Source organism: Paenibacillus aurantius, assembly GCF_032268605.1.
Classification (GTDB): domain Bacteria; phylum Bacillota; class Bacilli; order Paenibacillales; family NBRC-103111; genus Paenibacillus_AO; species Paenibacillus_AO aurantius.
Window position 1 is genome coordinate 869,572 of record NZ_CP130318.1, and the last position, 20,386, is coordinate 889,957.

Sequence of the window (20,386 nt, forward strand, 5' to 3'; positions counted from 1 at the left end):
TACGAATCAGAAGGTATACGATCTGGTCTAAGGAGGATAAACCAATGATCATCGACGCGCATAACCATCCCGATTGGTACGGGTATGACATTACCCGCTTTCTCGCCAACATGGAAAAGTATAATATCGACCGGACCTGGCTGCTCAGCTGGGAGTGCCCGGCCAGCGAGTACGATCCCCAGTACAATTCCAAAGTTCCCGTTGTCGGAGGGAATGGCCCGATTCCATTCGAGCGGTGCGTGGCGTATGTGCAGCAGCGACCGGACAAGTTTGTGCTTGGATATGCCCCGGATCCGCGCCGGCCGGAAGCGATCGATTTGCTGAAGCATGCCGTCGAGCTCTATGGGGTAAGGGTGTACGGAGAGCTGAAGCTGCGGATGATGTACGATAACCCGGATGCCATCCGGCTGTACCGGTACTGCGGGGAGAAGGGGCTTCCGGTGGTCGTGCATATCGACTATGAGTTTGCGACGGGCTATGCCTATCCCCGGCCTAACTGGTGGTACGGCGGAGGGATCGGAGCATTTGAACGGGCCGTTCAAGCCTGCCCGGAAACCATTTTTCTCGGTCATGCTCCGGGCTTCTGGGCCCATCTGTCCGGGGATGACCAATACGACAAGGCTGCCTACCCAACGGGCCCCATCCAGCCGGGAGGCAAGGTCGTCGAGATGCTGCACAAGTACCCGAACCTGTACTGCGACATCTCGGCCGGCTCCGGCTGCAACGCGTTCAAGCGCGACCCGGAGTTTGCCCGGTCGTTCCTGACTGAATTCCAGGACCGGATTCTGTACGGGCGGGATTATTTGGATAATGTCCACCAGGAGTTCCTGAATGAATTGGGGCTGCCGGAAGCCGTGCTCCGGAAGATTTATGCGGAGAATGCCCTGAAGCTTGTTCCGCTGGAGTAGGTCATCTAATCTAAACAAGGGAGAGGATTAGGATGAAAACAAAATGGAGAATGAGATTTTCCGTGGTTGTCCTATTTTGTATGAGTTTGCTTATGGTAAACGCAACCTCCTTTGCAACAGCTCCTGCGGAAGCCGGCGTTTATTTTATCAATCTCGGGGAAAAGGGAAATGCCACCCTGATCAAAACCATTAGTGGGACGACGGCGAGCTATGGGTTGGTTGACACCGGCTCGAGTGGAGATTACACCACCTATGTAGAGCCCTACTTAACCTCCGTATTGGGAACGACCAAATTGTCTTTTATCGCCTTCTCCCATATGCATGGGGATCATGCAGGAGGTGCCGAAGCGGCCATCGCTGGTTTTGCGAATGCCAACACGACCCTTTATATCAAGGACGTAGCCGATCCCGCCTCTACTTATCCCGGTGAAGCCAGTATTGCCAATAGAGCAGATACGATCATAACGGCTGCCAAGGCCAAAAGCATGCCTATCGGGAAAATAAAGCCTTATGAAGCCTTCGACAATGATGTGGGATCCTTAACGGAGCTTAGAGGCTTATCCGCCAACAAATTCAAGGCGAAAATTGAGAAATTTACTAAAAACGCACAAGGCAGCTATGTATCGGCTGGCCTCTATGATACGATCACCTTCGGTAAATTTACCATGACCTGGTTTAACGGAAACAACTGGAATCATGAGTCTATCATCGAACAGTTGTCCGGAACATGGGATGATAACTTGAACGCAGCCCCTTTGCTGCTAAAATGCACAACCAGTACGGGCACCAATTTCAGAACCTACTTGGGCGCTGACGTAGGGGAGAATAGCAATCAGAATTATTCTTATGAGGTTGGGAAAAAGATACAAGAGGTCGTAGGAAATGTTAGTGTTTATCAGGTGGCCCATCATGGTTTCTACTTTAGCCTCATGCCGGATTCCATTGCCAGCACCCTCAATCCTAAGTATGCGATCGTGACCAACAGCTATAATGACATAGTGAATACCTATTATGAGAACCATCATATAACGAGCCCGACTTCCGCCGATTTGACAGACGCGACCAGCACACTGAAAGAAACCTTGAAAAGCACGGTTCTGCAAAAAATGTACTTTTTAAGTGGAAAAGGCGGCGGAACGGATAATAGGATTATCGATGCGCTGCAAGCCAATAATTATGCGCTCCTTAACTGGACCGGATCCACCATCAAATCAGGAAATGTAAATGTTGAATTTGGGGGGACGGATCTTACCGTTACCCAACCATAAGACAAAAGAAGTCCGCGGAAACCGCGGGCTTTTTTTGTCATTACTGCGCTCGAAACCATTTTTTCGGGAATAGCACATTGACCCCTCAGCGTCTTTCTTCCTTAAGAGCCCCTTTCCTCAACCGAGCGCTTGCTCGCTTTCCGTAATGGCCTCCCCGACGTTAGGTTGTCCTTGTCCCGTCGCAATCAGCTGCTGCAAGCTCCCGTTTATGTATTGATTCCATCCTTGCTGACAAGCGGTATAGCACTCAAACTCGGAAACCAAGCCCACATGGGTGAAGCGGACTTCCGTTTGGCCGTCCTTCCGGGAAATTTCGAAAACGATAGTGGTATCTTTCCATTCCGATTTGTCTTCTGTAAAGCTGAAGAAGTTATCCATGACATGCCAGACGACCTTCTCGTTGGGTAGAAATTCGGTGATCCTCATCGTGCACCGGTGGATGTCCTTAAAGCGGTAGCGGAAGATCGCACCGGGTTGAGCGGTATCCCCCTCGATGTCATGGGACCACCAGCTGCGTACGTTATTGATAGCTTGAAAGACTTCGTCGGCGGGTTGGTTTACGGTAAAAGAAGTGCTGTAGCTTTGCTCCATAGCCTGATCTCTCCTTCGATATGGTAGTGATTACCACTAGAGTATAATTCCCATACTTTCAAAATGCAAGTACAAAAATCAAAGGCTTAATACTTGTAATAAGCAAGCATCGTGAGTATAATCAGGCTCATGAAAAAGCGAACCCCATCCGTTTGTCCAATCGTATACGCACTTGACCTATGGGGTGATCCCTGGAGCCTGATTATTCTCCGGGACGTCCTTATCCATAACAAGAGGTATTACCGGGAGTTTCTCGCTTCACGAGAAGGCATTTCCACCAATATTTTAAGCGCGCGGCTCCAGTCTCTAACGGAAGCCGGTTTACTCGTTAAGAAGGAAGGGCAATCCAACCGGGCCCAGACTATGTACCGGCCGACCCAAAAGGCTCTCGATCTGTTTCCGATCGTGTTTGCCATTATGCATTGGGGGCTTAAGTACAACCCGGATACCGATATGAGGATTCCAATCATGCAGGAATTAAAGGCCAATGAAAAAGGGCTGGAGCAGCGCCTTCTGCAGAACTTCGGTGATGTAACCTCCTGAGGAGTTTGTGCTCGGGTATGCCCTCGGTCCGCCGGCCGGAGTTGATCGATTTTCTGAAGCATCCGGGCCTTTTTTGGCGACTCTCCTGCTCCTGACTCAGACCACAAAAAAGAGCTGTATCCACTACAGCTCTAAGAAAAGTCGAGGATCCCTTGCGGGGGAATTACCCCAAGAAAGCAATAGACCGTTTTACTTTCTTTGCAAAGTCAATGGGATTATCGATCGACTCCCAGTGAATATACATAAGACGCGGGTTCTCAAACAGCCAGTGATTATGGACGGCGGTTACTTTAATCCCGTTGTTGCGAAGATTGGATAGCAATCGATTGACTTGGTTTTGGAAGAGGGCCGTTTCCCCTAAACAGAGGGCGCGTCCGGATTTGTCCAGGGATTCGAACGAGAAAAGCTGATAACGAACCAAAGGAGAGGTGGTCCGTCTTCCTAAAATAGAGGCGTTGACTCTCCTGTTTCTAGTAACAAAACAAACCGGACCTTTTGTAATTTCATGTTCTGTTCCACCTAAAATGGTAGAAAATTGGTCACATAGTCTTTTAAAGCGAGGACTTACTTTCACTTGGTTCCCCATACGAAATCATCCTTTCCTAAATAAATATATTTGAATCTCGACGGCGCCTTAACCCAAGAAGGCGATCGAATCTTTGGTTTTTCTGGCAAATACAACAGGATTCATGATGGCTTCCCAGTGCATATACATCAACCGGGGATTTTCCTTTAACCAGTGATTATGAACGGCCGTCACTTTTATCCCCCGTTTACGGAGATTCGACATCAAACGATTAACCTGATCTTGATGGAGGGCAGTCTCACCCAAGCATAGCGCACGCCCCGAACGATCAAGCGATTCAAACGAGAACATTTGCATTTGAACCAGAGGAGAGCGCGTTCTTCTTCCCAAGATCGTTTCTTTTAAGTTCGTCATTCGCGTGACAAAACAAACCGGACCTGCATCAATTTCCGATTCTCCTCCCAAGATTTTGCCGAATTGCATACAAAGCCTTCTAAATTGCGGACTTACTTTCACCTGTTGTGCCATAGTGATCCTCCTTTGATCTTATTCGAAATAGAGTATGATCAAATAAGAGAAAGGAATTGGACTAACTACTAATCTTTTTAAAAAAATACTAGGGCGACCAGCTGCAGGAAAGAGGCCTTCCCGTGATCACGGCCTAGCTATGGTAAAATAGTGCTGGCGTCGGTACTCGACCGACGCCGTGCGATCAAGGAGGGATGATATATGAAGCTTCGCTGCGCGATATTGGACGACTACCAGCAAGTGGCGTTAACTGCGGCGGATTGGTCTCCGATTTTGGAACAGGTGGAGGTCAAAACCATCCATCGGCATATCGACCAACCGGATGAACTGGCAGAGCAGATCGCCGACTGCGATATTGTCGTGATCATGCGGGAACGAACTCCGTTTCGCGCCCCGCTGCTTGCCCGGCTTCCGCGCTTGAGGCTGCTCGTGACCACAGGCATGCGTAATGCGTCCATCGATCTACCCGCTGCCGCTTCGCAAGGAATCCTCGTTTGCGGGACGGGCGGTGCAGGTAACGCTACCGCCGAGCTCACATGGGCCTTGCTCTTGGCGCTGGCCCGCAACCTTGTGCAGGAGCACAACGCCATTCGCAGCGGGGGGTGGCAAAGCACGATCGGAGCAGATTTGTACGGCAAGACGCTCGGCGTACTCGGACTCGGCAAGCTGGGCAGCCAAATCGCCCGATTCGGCCAAGCCTTCGGTATGGAGGTCATGGCGTGGAGCCAGAACTTAACCAAGGAGCGCGCCGATGAAGCAGGCGTAAGGTTGGCCGCCTCCAAGGAGGAGCTTCTGGAAAACAGCGACTTTGTCTCCATTCATCTTGTCTTGAGCGACCGGACAAGAGGCTTGATTGGAGCCGAGGAGCTGGGACGAATGCGGCCGTCGGCTTATCTGATCAATACTTCGCGTGCGCCGATCGTCGATCAAGCCGCGCTCGCCGAGGCTTTGCGGAACGGCCGGATCGCCGGCGCCGCGGTCGATGTTTTTGAAATGGAGCCGCTGCCGAAGGACGATCCGTACCGGTCACTTCCGAATCTGCTCACTACGCCGCATATCGGCTATGTATCGAAAGCGAATTATGAGGCGTTTTATCGGGATGTGGTTGAGGATATCGAAGCTTATTTATCCGGGACACCGGTTCGCGTGCTGACATGAGGCAAGAGAATTTTTGTGAATGATTAGTAACGAAAAGGGAAAAATCCGGTCCTTGTAGAAAATAAAAGGACATTACTTTGGGTAGGAGGGTTTGGACATGTTTAGAAGCTTGGATGAATTTAAAGGGGAATGGAAGCAGGAAGCGGCATTAACGCAAAGGGTACTGGAGGCGCTGACGGACGAATCGCTCGGTCAAGAGGTAGCACCGGGTTTCACCAACTTGGGTAAGCTGGCTGCGCACGTAACCGGAGCGGTGCATTTTCTGTTATCCCTGACGGGTTTGAATTTCTCTACCGCGGTTAAAGCTGACCAGCCCTCATCGGCCAAGTCCATCGCGGAGGCGTATCGTCACGATAGTACGGCAATGTTGGAGGCGGTTGATAGTCAATGGACAGACGCTTCGCTTGCAGAGGTCCGCAATTTCTTCGGCCATGACATGCCGATTCATGCGTTCCTTCGGTTTGTTATTCAGCATCAGGCCCATCATCGCGGTCAAATGACGATTCTCATGCGTCAGGCCGGCCTTAAGGTGCCGGGCATTTATGGGCCAAGCCGTGAGGAATGGGAAGCCATGCAGGCAGCGAAGAACTGAGTTGCGAAATACATATTAGGTGAAGTGCGGCGATGGAACCGATCCATCGCTTTTTTCGATCCCTTGTGAGAATCTCCACAACAGTTTATCATGGGTAAAATTGGGTGAAATGGTAAGGAGATTCTTCATGGACCTCCAAATCAAGAAATTGTTTGGAGACAAGATAGCCGCAGAAGGCGGGAAAAGGTTCGGGATTCCTTTGAAGGAAATGTCCTTCCTGGGCGGCTTTCAGAATTTCGTCTATTCCTATAGGAGGAACGGAAGCCAATATATCCTTCGGTTCACCCCTGGTACCCTTCGTACCTCCGACGGAATAAAAGCGGAGTTGGAATGGATAAGATACCTAGCCTCAAAGGGGATAGCCGTTTCCGAACCCGTCTCTTCGTGGTGGGAAAACGAGATGGAAACGATCTCGGGTTCACCCGTCTCCTTTCATGTGACTTCGTTTCACTTCGCAGCAGGCAGGAAAATGGGTATCCCGAATGCCTCCATAACCCTTCCCTTTATAAACAATTCGGCCGCGTAACCAGCCGTCTTCATGAACTTTCCAGAGAATACATACCTGTGACGCGACGGCATGATTGGCGGCGTAATGAATACCTTTTGCGTGCTGCTGATTACATATCGGACGAGCCAGTTCTCCATGCTTTGGAGAAACTAATGGAGCAGGTGGCTGCACTGCCGATCTCGGCAGAGACTTTCGGTTTGATTCATGGAGATCTGAACGTGGGCAATGTTAGGGTTGGCGAAGACGGGACCCTAACGCTGTTTGATTTTGACGAATGCCAATACAGCTGGTTCGTCGAAGATATTGCCGTGCAGCTTTTTTACCTGCTCTATGTGTTCGGCGAGGATTCCAAGAACGACCGAAGGGCGCAATATGAACTCTTCCTGCATCATTTTATAGAAGGATATACAGAATCCGGACAGAGGCTACCCGAGGGTTGGAAAGAGCAGTTGCCCTTATTCCTTCGTCTTCGGGAGATTATTGTTTATGTGGGGATGCATCGCAGCTGGGATTTGCAGCATGCTGATCTTTGGACTCAAGATTTCCTGAGGGACAGCCGGATGCGGATTACCCATGCTCGCTCTTTAATAGACGACTTCTTGTAAATTTGGCGGATTAGCGCTTAAGGGGGAAGCCATTTGAGGCCGCGTGCAATTTTTTTTGACATGGATGATACGATCCTGTCCTTTGACCATGGACTGGACCTGGATGCTTGCTGGATGGCAGCCTGCGTTACTCATCTGGCAGGGATGGAAGCGGGCATGATCGAGCAGGCCGTGATGACCATTAAAAGGCAGGCGAAAGAATACTGGAGTGACGCCGAAAGACACCGGACCGGCCGGCTGGATTTACCAAAAGCGCGAAAGGAAATCATAGAAGCGGCGTTGCATGAACTGAAGTATCCGAACCTGAAATGCGCCGCTAGGATTGCGACCGATTATGGGGCGGCGCGGGACTTGTTGGTCACGCTTTTTCCGGGCGCTGTCGAAACCATTCAACAGATTAAGACGATGGGCATCCCGGTTGCACTTATTACGAACGGGGCTTCCCTGCCGCAACGCGAGAAAATCAACAAGTTTGCTCTGGGCTCTCTCTTTGAGCACATTTTTATTGAAGAGGAGTTCGGGATCGGAAAGCCGGAACCAGCGATCTATCAGCATGTGATGGACCTGCTGGGTACAGCCCCGGAAGAAACCTGGATGGTCGGTGACAACTACGAGTGGGAGGTAGCCGCACCCCAGAAGCTGGGCATGAAAGGCATTTGGGTCGATCATAAAGGAGTTCACGGCACGCAAACGCTGCCCGTTCCCCCTTACCGGTCGATCCGGGCTCTGCCCGAGCTTTTGCCGCTGTTCTAGAAAGCATTAAGTGGCATGCAACGCTTTACGTTGGAAAAGCATGCGATAGCCATACGGGCGAACATCCAGGAGCTCGAACAGATGCTGGGGACCTACTATGTTTGGTTGAGCGAAATGGTTAACTAGCAGGTAGGGTAATGTGGGAGTAAGGGTTTATATCCATATAGCAATTCACGAATGGAGTGAAAGGATGATCCGGAGGATCATACGTGTTTTGGGACAGAACCCACGTCTCGCCATCAGTATTTTTTTCCCTTCGACCGGGGGGAGCCCACTTAGAGGGCTAGACTTATACGCACCTTGTCAGGAAAAGGTGGCTGCTATTTTAAGGGAGATGGGCGTCGACCTTGAAAATCTGAACATTACCGACAATTTGACCACAAGTGATAAAGCAGAAGCAAAGAAAGGAAACGTGGCCCGTTGTTCTACTGTCACCGGGATTCGGTATAGAACGCGATATGTATCTTGGGTTGATCTCAAATCTCGTGCCGATGGGATACATTGTAGTTACTATTGGTGCTCCGTACGAATCCGTGTTTACCGTATATCCGGATGGCCTCTTTCTTAAGCAAGCTAAAGAAATGGTCAAGCTAAAGAGTTCCGATTATAAGGGCTGGCACCGTCTCCTGGATAGTCGAATTAGGTCCATTACGGCCGTTATTAAATATCTCGATACTCTAAACGAGTCCGACTCTGAGTTGGAAGGATTATTCGATATGAAGAACGTATCTGCGGTTGGGCATTCGCTGGGAGGCGCCGCGGTCCTCGAAGCCGCCAAGTTGGAGGAACGCATCAAAGCTGCTGTCCTTCTCGATCCCAGCTTTCATATCATCCGTTTAGAGGACATAATGTGCCATGCTCCTGTTTTGCTGCTGCGGCAAGAAGCTTCGAACTATGAGGCGATGGCAGCAATGATGAATGAGAAAATTGCACACGATTATATCAACGGTCAGCGGAATGCGTATAAGGCCCTGACGAATGCCAGCTTTTATCGGGTAAACGGAGCTCAGCATATGTCGTTCTCCGATGTGCCGCTCCACTACGGAGACCTCCACGCGGTCCCCGTTCATGCCGCTGCGGCTGAAGCCATGGCGGCATCCATGGAAGCGGTCTTCCAAAACGACCGCTTACCGTCTGTCATGCCGTTGCAGCTCAGTGAAACAATCGTTCCGATTAATTCCGAAGGCGTTCCCACTTAAGTTACATTAGGATAGGGTGGGATGGGTGGTCTTAGTCCTATTTTATAAACGAGTGCGGGCATCCAAAATTGGGGTGAAACATGACTGTAGTTGGTGTTTTAGGGACCATACATAATGAGGAATTAAGGCAAAAGTATAATTGTCCACTGGAACTCTATAAGGAAATAATTGTGGAGTTTAAGCCAGATATCATTTGCGGAGAAGTTCACCCCAGTGCTTGGGAAAGGTATTGTAGGAACAAAAATGATAAGGGATATTGGGGTGAACCGGCAAGTGAGTATGGGGAATTGATTTTTCCTCTATGTGCAAATAGAAATATTGAGTTTATTCCGATTGATTGGTTCGAGCTAGACGTGTGGAACAATTTTGATCCCTTTGCTAAGCTCTCTGAGGAAGAAAAAAAGAAAGGTATAACAATGGAAGAGGAATGGTTTGGCAAACAGATGGCTACCAGCTCGTTTGGGTCCATACCATTTAACTCCAAAGAATTTGATCAGGTGACTAGGAAAAAGTACGAATGGTTAGAACAATGGAACCTAAGATCGTTTAACTTTCGTTGGACGATCCGGAATTTGATCATGATAGAGCGAGTAAAGAATACCATTGGAGCCAATCAAGGTAAGAGAATTCTCTGCCTGGTAGGAGCTGATCATAACTATTTCTTTGTGGATGAATTAAAGGATCAGGACGTGGAATTTCATTATCCCTTACGATAACAAGCTGGCAGGTTTGCGGAATACAAATAAGCTGCCTACGAATGTATAAATATACGTAATTATGTATTATTATATATTCGGGGAGATGCTTTGAATCTTATTTGTCGCAGCGATATTCCAGATAAAGAGGAATACTTTAATTTATTTCAGACAACTGGGTGGAACCCAAACGGTGTTTGGACGGTTGATATGCTTTTTGTAGCCATTAAGAATAGTTGGTACATAATCACTGTCTACGATGATAATAAGCTTGTGGCTTCGGGCCGCCTAGTTTCGGATGGATTTATACAATGTTTTATCTGCGAAATGATCGTAAGGCCCGAATATCAAAATAAAGGAATTGGCAAGAGAGTTATGAACGAACTCCTGAATTATTGTAAGACCAAAGGTATTCGCTGGGTTCAATTAGCCTGTGCTAAAGGTAAGAAAGAGTTCTATGAAAAATTCGGATTCAAAGAGAGAGCAGTGGATGCTCCGGGTATGAATTTATTTCTTTAATTAAAGGGGTAAATATATGAATTTGTTGGACATCAGTGATATATCTTCTAAGCAGATAACCGATATATTTCATCTAGCCGATAGACTCAAGTTAGAAAAGGAAAGAGGTTCATTGGTTGGAAAAACGTTCATCCTATTCTTTCCTGAATCAAGTATTAGAACAAGAATTACTTTCGAAAAAGGGATAAAGGATTTGGGAGGAGAGTGCATATTGTTCCCTCCTGAAACCCTAGATAAGAGGGAGCAGGTAAGCGATGTCATTAACTACTTGGAGAATTGGGCGGATGGAGTTATTATAAGACATCCCAATCTTTCGAAAATACAGGAATTGTCTAATCAATCGACGATCCCCATTATAAATGCCATGACCTCCCTTAATCATCCGTGTGAAATCTTATCTGATTTATATTCGATTAGTAGACAAAGAGAGCACTTCAAGGAACTTGTTTATACATTCGTGGGTCCAGTAGGGAATATTTGCAGATCGTGGGCGGAGGTTGCCTCTTTAATGAATCTTACTTTTAATCATGTTTGCACAAAAGGACATGAAATGGGTAAAGATTCCCCCACCTACAAATTCCATACGGAACTTGAGGATATTCTAGTGGAAAGCGATGTAATTTTAACGGATTCCTTACCTAAGGAATTTAGGACTCAGGAATACATCACTAAATACCAAATAACTTTGGAGAGAATGAAGTTAACTAAGAAAAAAGCTATTTTAAATCCGTGCCCTCCTTTTTTCAGAGGGGAAGAGATTAGTGAAGAGGCAGTTTCTTCTAATTATTTTGTGGGACATACATTTAAAAAGAATCTGCTTTATGTTCAACAAGCAATCGTGTTACATTGTCTCTGGAACTAACGATAAGCAATACATACCAAGTCAGATAGCCGGCCCTCAGGAGCCGGCTATCTGCATGACCGAAGGCTTAGTTGGCGAAAGATATCGAAGCAATTAATTAGGCACGGAAAATATAGATGAAACCATTGTTGGCATGGTGCTGGGCATATTTAAAAACGCATTACAAAAGCTGCAATGAAAGAATAGCTGCCATGGTCCATGGTGCGAATCCGGTTCTAGGAGCTTACGAGCCTATTGTTCCCTTTCTCTTGACCCTGACCTTAATGTCAGGGTCTATAATGAGATTATCCCGAAGCCGATCTCGGCCAGAAAGAAAGGAACGTAACCTATGGAGATTACCCCACAAGAAGAACTCATGCTTAAGGCTCTTCGCGAGGCGGCCTTGCCCCCTCTATTTGTCCTCATCCGCATCCGAAATGAGATTTCCCAGGACACGGTAAATGTCGAGGAGAACCGAAGAAATGACGTCGTTCAGACCTTAGAAAAGTACATCGGACCGCTTTGGGAAAACTTTCGGGAGGAGAAGAACTCACAAGCCGAAGAAGGATCTTAACTTGACAGGTACATAGGGAGGCATCGCCCCATAAGAGGCTATTCCCCTCAAAGCCGCCCCATGGCGGGTTTTGTTAGGAACGAGGTGATTTTAACCCAACGCCCCCATCTAGGAAGACTTCGACTGTTGGATAGCTGTCCGTATCCGATAGACCGGTCGCTGCGGTAGATTAGGCAAATGTCCTGACTTGATAGGGAATATCCGCTTCCCGCGACGCCTGCTCATTTGAGCTGTCTAGCCGAACACGATGTTCTACGACCTCTTGAATTGATGCGTAGAATTAACGGAATTCCTTACAGAACGTTAAGCATCATGCTAAAAGAACTCGAAGCTGACGGTCTGATCCTGCGCAAAGATTATGCCCAAATCCCCCCGAAGGTTGAATATTCCTTAACGGAGCTCGGGCATTCCGTCATTCCGATTTTGCATATGATGTGTGAGTGGGGAGAGAAAACAGGAGGCTCGACTATTCCCACTGAACGATTTATGCCTTACAGAGTGTCTATAAAGCGAGTATGCACATTATTTTCAGGTACTTACCAAAAGGTAAGCTGAAAAAAACGCACTGTCTACGACAACGACAGTGCGTTTTTTTGCTTTTGTGTTCTATTGTAGGGTAGGGTTGTTGCCGTTCCTTCCCTCTTCAGCCAATCAATCGTTCATATCGGCGATGTCATACCCGCGAAGGCGTGCCTGGTCGGCAATCATGCCGATCTCGGTAATCTTGCCATCCCCAATAGTGAATTCGAGAATGAATACCGGCTGATCGAAAGGTCCGGCCATGACGCCTGCCGATCCGTTCACAAGCACCGGCATCAAGCTCCGGGCACGATCGGCGAATTGCTTGGCCTGCTTGGCCACCGCCTCTGAACCGCGAACAACCGGCACATTGGCGACAGGCGCGAATGCGGGGTCGTTTCGAAGTACGACATTCGGGTCCAATATGGAAAGCAGTTTCTCAAAATCTCCGTTACGAGAAGCGGCGAGGAATGCCTCGACAAGCTCCCTTTTCCACTGAAGCTCCGCCGTTTCCAAAGACGATTCGGTACCCTGGACACGGCGGCGCGCGCGGCTCGCTAGCTGTCTTGCGGCGGCTTCGTTACGTCCAAGGATGGGAGCGATTTCCGAGAATGACAAGGCGAATATATCGTGAAGTACGAACGCAACGCGTTCGGCGGGATTCAATTTCTCGAGGACAACGTGCATCGCAAGTCCGATGGAATCCGCCATTAGCGCCTCGTGCTCGGGATCGCTTCCGTCTTGGTGACCAGTAACCGGTTCAGGTGCGCCAGCCATTACAAGATCGTCACGTCTCGACTTACGGGTTCGCAGCATATCCAGGCATACCCTCGAGACGATGGTTGTCAGCCATCCTCCCATATTCTCGACTTCTCCCGTATTGGACCGGATAAGACGGATCCATGACTCCTGCACAGCGTCATCTGCTTCACTCCGTGATCCTAGCATCCGGTAAGCCAACGCCTGCAAATGTTTCCGGTACGTTTCGAATTGTTCAACAAGCCAGCTATGATCGTTCATGCACCACAATTCCTCTCTCGTTTCTTATCTATTTACTTATTTGTCGTAAGAAGTCCTCTAAATGTGACAGAGTGGTATGAAAAAATTCCGTTTTTGCATTTCGATTGCTAATTAAAACAATTTTCGCCATGTCCGTCACGTTTCTTTTCTTAGTTACGACATAGTTAGTGACAAGGGAAACAGGTCTATGGGGTAAGAAGCATCTACCGGTTATCCGTTGAAATCATTTAATCCAAGGAGATGATTGTGTGAGTACGAGTTTGATCCCTTTTCTTGAAATGAACGGAAGCGCGAATGAGGCCATCGATTTATACGTGAAGGCGTTGGATGCCGAGGTCGCCTATATGCTTCGATTCGGAGACATGCCGGAAAATCCGGAAGCCCCCGTGCCGCCGGAAAAGAAGGACTGGGTGAATTACGCTGTCTTGAGAATTGGCGATTCCGAACTGCAGATTACCGATAATGTTACCGGAAGCACCTACGAGAAGGGAACGCAAATCACCATCGTTGTTCAAACCGGTGACAAAGAAAAAGCTACCCAATATTTTGAAGCATTGAAGCAAGGCGGTCGAGTGAACGATCCGCTGCAAGCAAGTTTCTTCAGCCCCGCGTACGGTAATGTAACGGATAAATTCGGTATCACGTTCCGGATCCTTACAAAAGGACGCCAGTGATCTAGCCTAAACAGTAGAGGATAGACGCTTACGGAAACGATAGTTAAACGAGCAGACTGCCCCGCAGTCTGTCTATTCCTTCAAGTACGGGACGCGGTCTTTCTCTCGTGGTCTATAAGCTCTTGTTCTGGCAATGACTTCGTAATAAGCTTGGCCCGTTATGATGATAAGCAACAAACCATACAGGTTGGTCGACTGAGCTATCGGAATCCGATGGTTTAAGGAAGCGGCGGCAGTCCAGGACTTATTTCTCGTCCGGGGCTGTCGCTGTTTTTATTTTCGACCCGCATGCAGACGTCCACCCCCCATGCCCAACCCCTCTGAGCCCAGTTGCCTCCCGGCTTATCCTCCGCCCTCCTGATCGATGTCGGGATAAGACAAGGGGGAGTTCATGGCGTTCATGGGGCCGAGCGGCATCGGCCAAAGAGAGTAGGCTTAGCTGTCATTTCCGAAAACGCTTACTTTGCGGCGCAAAAATGACCAATTCGCGATATGTCATTCTTGATTTGCGGGACCCCAGAACGGGGACACCATGCGTTTGTTGACACGGCTCAAAGCCTGGTATTCCTGAAGAAACCCGTGATTTTACCTGCCCTCCAGCCAAAACGACATATAGCCGCGGCCCGCCTGACCCCGCTAGGATAGAAATATGAAAACGCTTCATTCCGACAATCCGGCAAGGAGGGGGAAGACCAGGGGACGAGGGTCCCGCCCGGTCATCCAGCGAATGAACGACAACCGCGGCGGGCGATAAGAGAATACCATTCGTTCCAACAAAACAAAAAAAGAATTATCTAGTAACACGAAGTATTGCCAGGCGCCATAGCAGAAAAAGGAAAGAGGGGAGGGGAGATGGATTTACCCTAAAGGTATATTCTGTACTATAGAGAGCTTTTGACGACAGACGGCCTTCGGCAGGAAACCGGACGAGCCTCTTGCTACCATCCCTGCAGAACTCTTGCTACCATCCCTGCAGAACTCTTGCTACCATCCATACAGAAGGGGGAATTCGACTCATGCGCAAGCTTAAACTGATCACCCATACCCTCGCCCTGACAACGGCGTTCGTTCCGCTGGCCGCGTGTACGCCGGACAAGTCGGCGAAGCCGGAAGGCGCCAAAGCGTCCGATACGGCGGCATCGGTCCGTAAGGAAGGCTTTCCCATCGTCGACAAGCCGATTACATTGTCGGTTCTCGGCCCCGATGTGGGCAGCGCCAAGTGGAATTCCATGAAAGTATTTCAGGAGATGGAGAAGCAGTCGAACGTCAAGCTGACGTTTCAGACGATTCCCGTGGACAGCTTCGAGACGAAGAAGAATTTGATTTTTGCGAGCGGGACGCTTCCCGATATTTTCTATGCCGCGGCCCTGACGCCGGCGGAGCAGGTAACCTACGGAAGCCAGGGAACACTGGTTCCGCTGGAGAAGCTGATTGACGGGTATGCGCCGAACCTGAAGAAGCTGCTGGACGAGCATCCTGAGATCCGCCAGTCCATCACGACACCGGACGGCCACATCTATGCCCTTCCTTATATCGACCTGGAGGCCGTCTGGTACAAGAGCCCGCTCTATTACAACGGCAGCTTCCTGAAGAAGCTTGGTGTCGACAAGCTGCCCGAAACGCCGGATGAGCTGTACGACTACCTGAAGAAGGTCAAGACGAGCGACCCGAACGGCAACGGCAAGGCGGACGAAATTCCGCTCACCTCCACGAAGTTGAAGGACATCCGCGTCCAGATGCTCGGCTATTGGGGCATCTACGACGAGGTGTATTATGCCGACAAGGACGGCAAGGTTCACTATACTCCGCAGGAGGAGGGCTACAAGGGTTACCTTACCTTCTTGAACAAGCTGTGGAAGGACGACCTGCTCGACCACGAGACGTTCTCCCAGACCGACGAGCAGAAGAAAGCGAAGGGCAAGAACCACCAGGTGGCACTCTTCAACGATTGGCTGCCGCACTTTATGCTGGGCGGGGAACCGAGTACGGACAATCCGGTGATGGCTCCGCTCAAGACGGGCGTTCCGGGGGCTCCGGTCGCGGCGAAGTCGTCGGGCATTTCGAAGAACGGCACGTTCGCGATATCCAAAACGAACCCGGCCCCCGAAGCGACCATGCGCTGGATCGACTACCAGTACGGGTATGACGGAGCGGTGCTGTTTAACAAAGGACCCGAGAATGTGCTCTGGAAATACACCGACAAAGAGAACAAGGTGAAGGAATGGCTGCCGGTACCGGACGGAGGCGACCGGGAGAATTACCGCGGCAAGCTTACACCGAACTACGGCATTACGGTGCCCGGCGTTTCCCTGCCTGATGTGAACAAAGGCCTTCGCAGCCCGATCGACGAGTGGGTGGACAAGGAGAACAAGGAGAAGATCCTGCCGTACGCCAAGGTACCTTACCCCAACGTGTTCTTGACGTCGGCGGAACAGTCGGAGGTCAATTCGATCCTGTCCGACCTCAACACCTATGTCGAGCAGATGGAAGCGAAGTTCGTCACGGGGCAGGAGCCGCTCTCGGGCTGGGACAAATTTACCGCCCAGCTGAAGAAGATGGGCAGCGACAAAATCGTCAAGATTTACCAGGACGCGTATGACCGCTGGGCCCAATCCGGTAAAAAGTGATCCACAACCAACATCTTGAGAGGAGGGGAACGGCATGCAGAACACCAATCCATCCCTGGCCGCCGATAGTCCGGTGAAGGCGAGAAGAGCCGGCAGCCGCAAGGCAATGGCCATCGTCCGCAATTGGGAGCTGTATCTGTTCATTGCTCCGGCTTTCCTGTATTTCCTGATCTTCTGTTATTTTCCGATGTACGGCATCCAGATCGCCTTTAAGAACTTCAACCCCAGCGAGGGCTTCGCGGGAAGCCCTTGGGTCGGGTTCGACCATTTTACCCGGTTCTTCCATTCGTATTACTTCTGGGATCTAATCTGGAATACGCTCAGCATCTCCCTGTATGAGCTGGCGGTCGGTTTTCCGGTCCCCATCATTCTGGCTCTGGCCTTCAACGAAGTGAGAACGGGCTTCTTCAAAAAAATGGTGCAAACCGTCACCTACGCCCCGCATTTCATCTCGGTGGTCGTTATGGCGGGCATGATTATCACGTTTCTGTCGCCGACGACAGGGATTATCACGCACATGCTGGAGTGGATCGGCTTGAATCCCCCGGATTTCCTGACCGACCCGCGCTGGTTCAAGACGATGTATGTGCTCTCCGGCGTCTGGCAGGGGGCGGGATGGGGGACGATCATCTACCTGGCGGCTCTGTCCGGCGTGGATCCCGGCCTGCATGAGGCGGCGATCATCGATGGAGCCTCCCGTTTTCAGCGGATGCGCCACATCAACATCCCGGCGATCGTGCCGACGATGACGATTCTGCTCATCCTGAACATGGGCAGCCTGCTGGGAGTCGGCTTCGAGAAAATTCTCCTGCTGCAGAATCCGCTCAACATGGAAGCGTCCAACGTCATCTCCACCTTCGTCTACCAGTCCGGTCTCGTCGATGCCCAGTACAGCTTCTCCACGGCTGTCGGCTTATTCAACTCGGTGATCAACGCGACGCTGCTCGTCGTGGTGAACCAGATCGTGCGCCGGACGAGCGAGAACAGCCTATGGTGAGGAAGATCATCCTACAAAGGAGGAGGCTGCCATGACTACACGCATCCAAGAGACAAGGGGAGACCGGATTTTTCTCTTCGCGAATTACCTGTACCTGACGCTTGCATTCCTCATTGTGGCCTATCCGGTGGTCTACATGCTAAGCGCTTCGATCAGCAATCCCCACTATGTAGGGTCCGGGGAGATGTGGCTGTGGCCGAAGGGCATCACCTTCGAGGGCTACCAGCGGGTGTTCGAGAACTCCAAGATCTGGAGCGGCTACGCCAACACGATCCTCTACACGCTGGTCGGAACGGCGATCAGCTTAGCCGTCACGCTTCCGGCGGCGTATGCGCTGAGCCGGAGGGATTTGGTAGGCCGGAACCTGTTTATGGGCATGTTTATGGTTACGATGTTCTTCGGGGGCGGCCTGGTGCCGACTTACCTGCTGGTGAAGGATCTCGGCATGATTAACACCATCTGGGCGCTCGTGCTGCCCGGCGCGGCCTCGATCTACAACATCATCGTCACCCGCACGTTCTTCATGTCCGCCATTCCGAGGGAACTGGAGGAGGCAGCCCAGATGGACGGAGCTTCGACGACCCGGCTGTTCCTCACCATCATCCTGCCGCTCTCTCTGCCGATCATTGCCGTTATGGCTCTCTTCTACGGGGTGGGGCAGTGGAACAGCTACTTCTCGGCTCTTATTTACTTGAACGACGAGGCCAAATATCCGCTTCAGATCATCCTGCGGCAGATTCTCGTGCTCCAGGAAATGTCCGCCCAGACGGGAGGAACGGTCGATGCGTCAACGGCCTCCGCGCTCAACAACAAAGCCGAGGTGGCGGCCCTCGTGAAGTATTCAGTCATTATCGTGTCCACGCTGCCGGTTATTGTGGTGTATCCGTTCCTGCAGCGGTATTTCGTCCAGGGGGTTCTGATCGGCTCGGTGAAGGGCTAGAATAGAGCCTCCCGGTAAGGGAATCAATAGAGAGAACAGGCGAACGGCGGAGGAGGGCGATGGCCAGCCGCTGATGAGCCGCAACATGGACGGGAAAGGAAAGACCATAGCTGCCAATTGAAATCCCAGGAGGAATGTTCACATGTTGAATCCACCCCGAAAACCTGCCCGTCTGCTGCTGTCCACTCTAGGACTGGCTTTGGCTGTCACTCCGCTTGCCGCCTGCGGCAAGACGGAACCGAAGAAAGAATCCACGGAGGAGACGTCCAAGACGGCCGACAAGGTGAGCAAGGACGGCATGCCGATTGTGAAGGAACCGATCACGCTCAGCATGATGTCGCCCGACGCCGGTCAGGCCAAGTGGGAGACGATGCCGGTCATCCAGGAGATGGAGAAGCGCTCCAACATCAAGCTCACCTTCCAGAATGCGCCGCTCGACAGCTTCGAAACGAAGAAGAATCTGGTGTTCGCAAGCGGCAATCTGCCGGACATCTTCTATGCCGCGGATCTTAAGCCGGCGGAGCAGGTGACCTACGGCAGCCAGGGGGTCCTCCTTCCCCTTGAGAAATACATCGACGGCGGGTATGCACCCAACCTGAAGAAGATACTCGACGCCAACCCGCAAATCCGCAAAAACATCACGACCCCGGACGGGCACATCTACGCCCTGCCGTATATCGACCTGACGGCCGTCTGGTACATGAGCCCGCTATGGTACAACGGGAAATTCCTGAAGGCGTTGAACGTGAAGGAGATTCCCAAGACGACAGATGAATTGTACGACTACCTGAAGAAGGTCAAAACGAGTGACCCGAACGGCAACGGCAAGGCCGACGAAATCCCGTTCACCTCGACCAAGCTGGACGATGTCCGCATGTTCCTGTTCGGCTTCTGGGGCATGTATGACGAGAAGATCTATGCCGACAAAGACGGCAAGGTCCATTATTCTCCGCAGGAGGAGGGCTATAAGGGCTACCTCACCTTCCTGAACAAGCTGTGGAAAGAGGACCTGCTCGATCACGAGACGTTCTCCCAAACGCCGGATCAGAAGAAGGCGAAGGGCAAGAACAACCAGATCGCCTTGTTCAATGATTATTTCCCGTATTTCACAATGGGCGGCGATCCGAGCTCTGAGCATCCGATGATGCAGCCGCTGAAGAGCGAGGTGGCGGGCACGCCGGTGTACGGCAAGCACCCGGGCCAGTCGGCGAACGGAACCTTTGCCCTGTCCAAAACGAACCCGGCTCCCGAAGCCTCCATGCGCTGGGTCGACTACCTGTACGGCTATGAGGGCAGCACGCTGTTCAACCAGGGGCCGGAAAACACGCTCTGGAAGTACAAGGACCAAGCGACGCACACGAAGGAATGGCTGCCGGTGCAGGGCGGCAAGAACCGGGAGGAAATCCGCGGCACGCTGACGCCGAATTACGGTATCCTTACCCCCGGCGTGAACGATCCCGAGGTCAACAAGGGGCTGAAGGACAATTTCGACCAGTTCGTGGACAAGGAAACGAAGGAGAAGCTCGTTCCTTTTGCCAAGGTGCCGTTCCCGAACGTCTTCCTCAAGCCGGAGGAGCAGTCACAGGTGACGGCCATGCTGTCGGATCTGAATACGTATGTGAAGCAGATGGAAGCGAAGTTCGTCACCGGCCAGGAGCCGCTCTCGAACTGGGACAAGTATGTAGCTCAAGTTCAGAAGATGGGAAGCGACAAACTGGTCAAGATTTACCAGGACGCCTTCGAGCGCTGGAACCAGTCCAAGTAGTCGTGGAGTCCATCCGCTGCTAGGTAAAGAGGGAAA

At 50.8% G+C, this 20,386-nt stretch carries 20 protein-coding genes and 2 pseudogenes; 18 read left to right on the top strand and 4 right to left on the bottom strand.

Annotated features, from left to right (window positions below; translation table 11 throughout):
• Nucleotides 1–44 precede the first annotated feature (44 nt).
• Together MJA45_RS04285 and MJA45_RS04290 are read left to right on the top strand one after the other, a co-directional pair.
• Complete coding sequence (locus tag MJA45_RS04285) at nt 45–908, top strand: amidohydrolase family protein (protein WP_315606051.1); 864 nt, start codon at nt 45–47, stop codon at nt 906–908.
• Nucleotides 909–940: 32 nt separating this feature from the next.
• On the top strand, nt 941–2,176 hold the full coding sequence (locus tag MJA45_RS04290; RefSeq protein ID WP_315606052.1) for a ComEC/Rec2 family competence protein: 1,236 nt from the start codon (nt 941–943) through the stop codon (nt 2,174–2,176).
• 117 nt (nt 2,177–2,293) lie between these two features.
• Here the strand turns inward: MJA45_RS04290 and MJA45_RS04295 are convergent, their stop codons facing one another.
• The gene (locus tag MJA45_RS04295) at nt 2,294–2,767 is read right to left on the bottom strand and encodes an SRPBCC family protein (RefSeq protein ID WP_315606053.1); all 474 of its coding nucleotides are present in this window, start codon (nt 2,765–2,767) and stop codon (nt 2,294–2,296) included.
• 129 nt (nt 2,768–2,896) lie between these two features.
• Between MJA45_RS04295 and MJA45_RS04300 the strand changes: the two genes are divergently transcribed.
• Nucleotides 2,897–3,310 carry a winged helix-turn-helix transcriptional regulator gene (locus MJA45_RS04300; protein WP_315606054.1) on the top strand — a complete coding sequence of 138 codons (414 nt, stop codon included), beginning with the start codon at nt 2,897–2,899 and terminating at the stop codon, nt 3,308–3,310.
• Between the two features lie 163 nt (nt 3,311–3,473).
• On the opposite strand, the gene MJA45_RS04305 is transcribed toward MJA45_RS04300, so the two are convergent.
• Both MJA45_RS04305 and MJA45_RS04310 read right to left on the bottom strand, forming a co-directional pair.
• Nucleotides 3,474–3,896, bottom strand: a complete 423-nt coding sequence (locus tag MJA45_RS04305; protein ID WP_315606055.1) for a DUF1259 domain-containing protein — start codon at nt 3,894–3,896, stop codon at nt 3,474–3,476.
• A 48-nt stretch (nt 3,897–3,944) separates the two neighbouring features.
• Nucleotides 3,945–4,364 (bottom strand): DUF1259 domain-containing protein, encoded by a 420-nt coding sequence (locus MJA45_RS04310; protein WP_315606056.1) that lies wholly within the window; start codon nt 4,362–4,364, stop codon nt 3,945–3,947.
• A 201-nt stretch (nt 4,365–4,565) separates the two neighbouring features.
• Here MJA45_RS04310 and MJA45_RS04315 point away from each other — a divergent pair, with 201 nt between their 5' ends.
• The 10 genes and pseudogenes from MJA45_RS04315 to MJA45_RS04355 form a co-directional block, all read left to right on the top strand.
• The gene (locus tag MJA45_RS04315; protein ID WP_315606057.1) at nt 4,566–5,522 is read left to right on the top strand and encodes a D-2-hydroxyacid dehydrogenase family protein; all 957 of its coding nucleotides are present in this window, start codon (nt 4,566–4,568) and stop codon (nt 5,520–5,522) included.
• 97 nt (nt 5,523–5,619) lie between these two features.
• Nucleotides 5,620–6,114 (top strand): DinB family protein, encoded by a 495-nt coding sequence (locus tag MJA45_RS04320; RefSeq protein WP_315606058.1) that lies wholly within the window; start codon nt 5,620–5,622, stop codon nt 6,112–6,114.
• A gap of 19 nt (nt 6,115–6,133) precedes the next feature.
• Nucleotides 6,134–6,640 (top strand): aminoglycoside phosphotransferase/kinase family protein, encoded by a 507-nt coding sequence (locus MJA45_RS28605; RefSeq protein WP_407083179.1) that lies wholly within the window; start codon nt 6,134–6,136, stop codon nt 6,638–6,640.
• Nucleotides 6,640–7,227 (top strand): annotated as a pseudogene (locus MJA45_RS04325) (phosphotransferase enzyme family protein); the annotation flags it as partial. The gene MJA45_RS28605 and the pseudogene MJA45_RS04325, both read left to right, overlap by 1 nt.
• Before the next feature lie 33 nt (nt 7,228–7,260).
• A complete protein-coding gene (locus MJA45_RS04330) occupies nt 7,261–7,980 on the top strand; it encodes an HAD family hydrolase (RefSeq protein WP_407083103.1) in 720 nt (239 codons plus the stop codon).
• A gap of 383 nt (nt 7,981–8,363) precedes the next feature.
• Nucleotides 8,364–9,179, top strand: coding sequence for an alpha/beta hydrolase family protein (locus MJA45_RS04335; protein ID WP_315606061.1), 816 nt, complete (start codon nt 8,364–8,366; stop codon nt 9,177–9,179).
• An 80-nt stretch (nt 9,180–9,259) separates the two neighbouring features.
• The gene (locus tag MJA45_RS04340; protein WP_315606062.1) at nt 9,260–9,895 is read left to right on the top strand and encodes a hypothetical protein; all 636 of its coding nucleotides are present in this window, start codon (nt 9,260–9,262) and stop codon (nt 9,893–9,895) included.
• Between the two features lie 90 nt (nt 9,896–9,985).
• On the top strand, nt 9,986–10,393 hold the full coding sequence (locus MJA45_RS04345) for a GNAT family N-acetyltransferase (protein ID WP_315606063.1): 408 nt from the start codon (nt 9,986–9,988) through the stop codon (nt 10,391–10,393).
• Between the two features lie 16 nt (nt 10,394–10,409).
• Nucleotides 10,410–11,255, top strand: coding sequence for an ornithine carbamoyltransferase (locus MJA45_RS04350; RefSeq protein WP_315606064.1), 846 nt, complete (start codon nt 10,410–10,412; stop codon nt 11,253–11,255).
• 787 nt (nt 11,256–12,042) lie between these two features.
• Nucleotides 12,043–12,363, top strand: a pseudogene (locus MJA45_RS04355) (winged helix-turn-helix transcriptional regulator); the annotation flags it as partial.
• Between the two features lie 96 nt (nt 12,364–12,459).
• Here MJA45_RS04355 and MJA45_RS04360 read toward each other — a convergent pair.
• Nucleotides 12,460–13,347 carry a sigma-70 family RNA polymerase sigma factor gene (locus tag MJA45_RS04360; protein ID WP_315606065.1) on the bottom strand — a complete coding sequence of 296 codons (888 nt, stop codon included), beginning with the start codon at nt 13,345–13,347 and terminating at the stop codon, nt 12,460–12,462.
• 248 nt (nt 13,348–13,595) lie between these two features.
• Here MJA45_RS04360 and MJA45_RS04365 point away from each other — a divergent pair, with 248 nt between their 5' ends.
• From MJA45_RS04365 to MJA45_RS04385, 5 genes are all read left to right on the top strand, one after another.
• Nucleotides 13,596–14,021 carry a VOC family protein gene (locus tag MJA45_RS04365; protein ID WP_315606066.1) on the top strand — a complete coding sequence of 142 codons (426 nt, stop codon included), beginning with the start codon at nt 13,596–13,598 and terminating at the stop codon, nt 14,019–14,021.
• A 1,016-nt stretch (nt 14,022–15,037) separates the two neighbouring features.
• Complete coding sequence (locus MJA45_RS04370) at nt 15,038–16,648, top strand: type 2 periplasmic-binding domain-containing protein (protein WP_315606067.1); 1,611 nt, start codon at nt 15,038–15,040, stop codon at nt 16,646–16,648.
• A 106-nt stretch (nt 16,649–16,754) separates the two neighbouring features.
• The gene (locus tag MJA45_RS04375) at nt 16,755–17,645 is read left to right on the top strand and encodes an ABC transporter permease (RefSeq protein WP_407083141.1); all 891 of its coding nucleotides are present in this window, start codon (nt 16,755–16,757) and stop codon (nt 17,643–17,645) included.
• Nucleotides 17,646–17,676: 31 nt separating this feature from the next.
• Nucleotides 17,677–18,585, top strand: coding sequence for a carbohydrate ABC transporter permease (locus MJA45_RS04380; RefSeq protein WP_315606069.1), 909 nt, complete (start codon nt 17,677–17,679; stop codon nt 18,583–18,585).
• 142 nt (nt 18,586–18,727) lie between these two features.
• Entirely contained in the window at nt 18,728–20,350 is a 1,623-nt protein-coding gene (locus MJA45_RS04385) for an extracellular solute-binding protein (protein WP_315606070.1), read from the top strand.
• Nucleotides 20,351–20,386 lie beyond the last annotated feature (36 nt).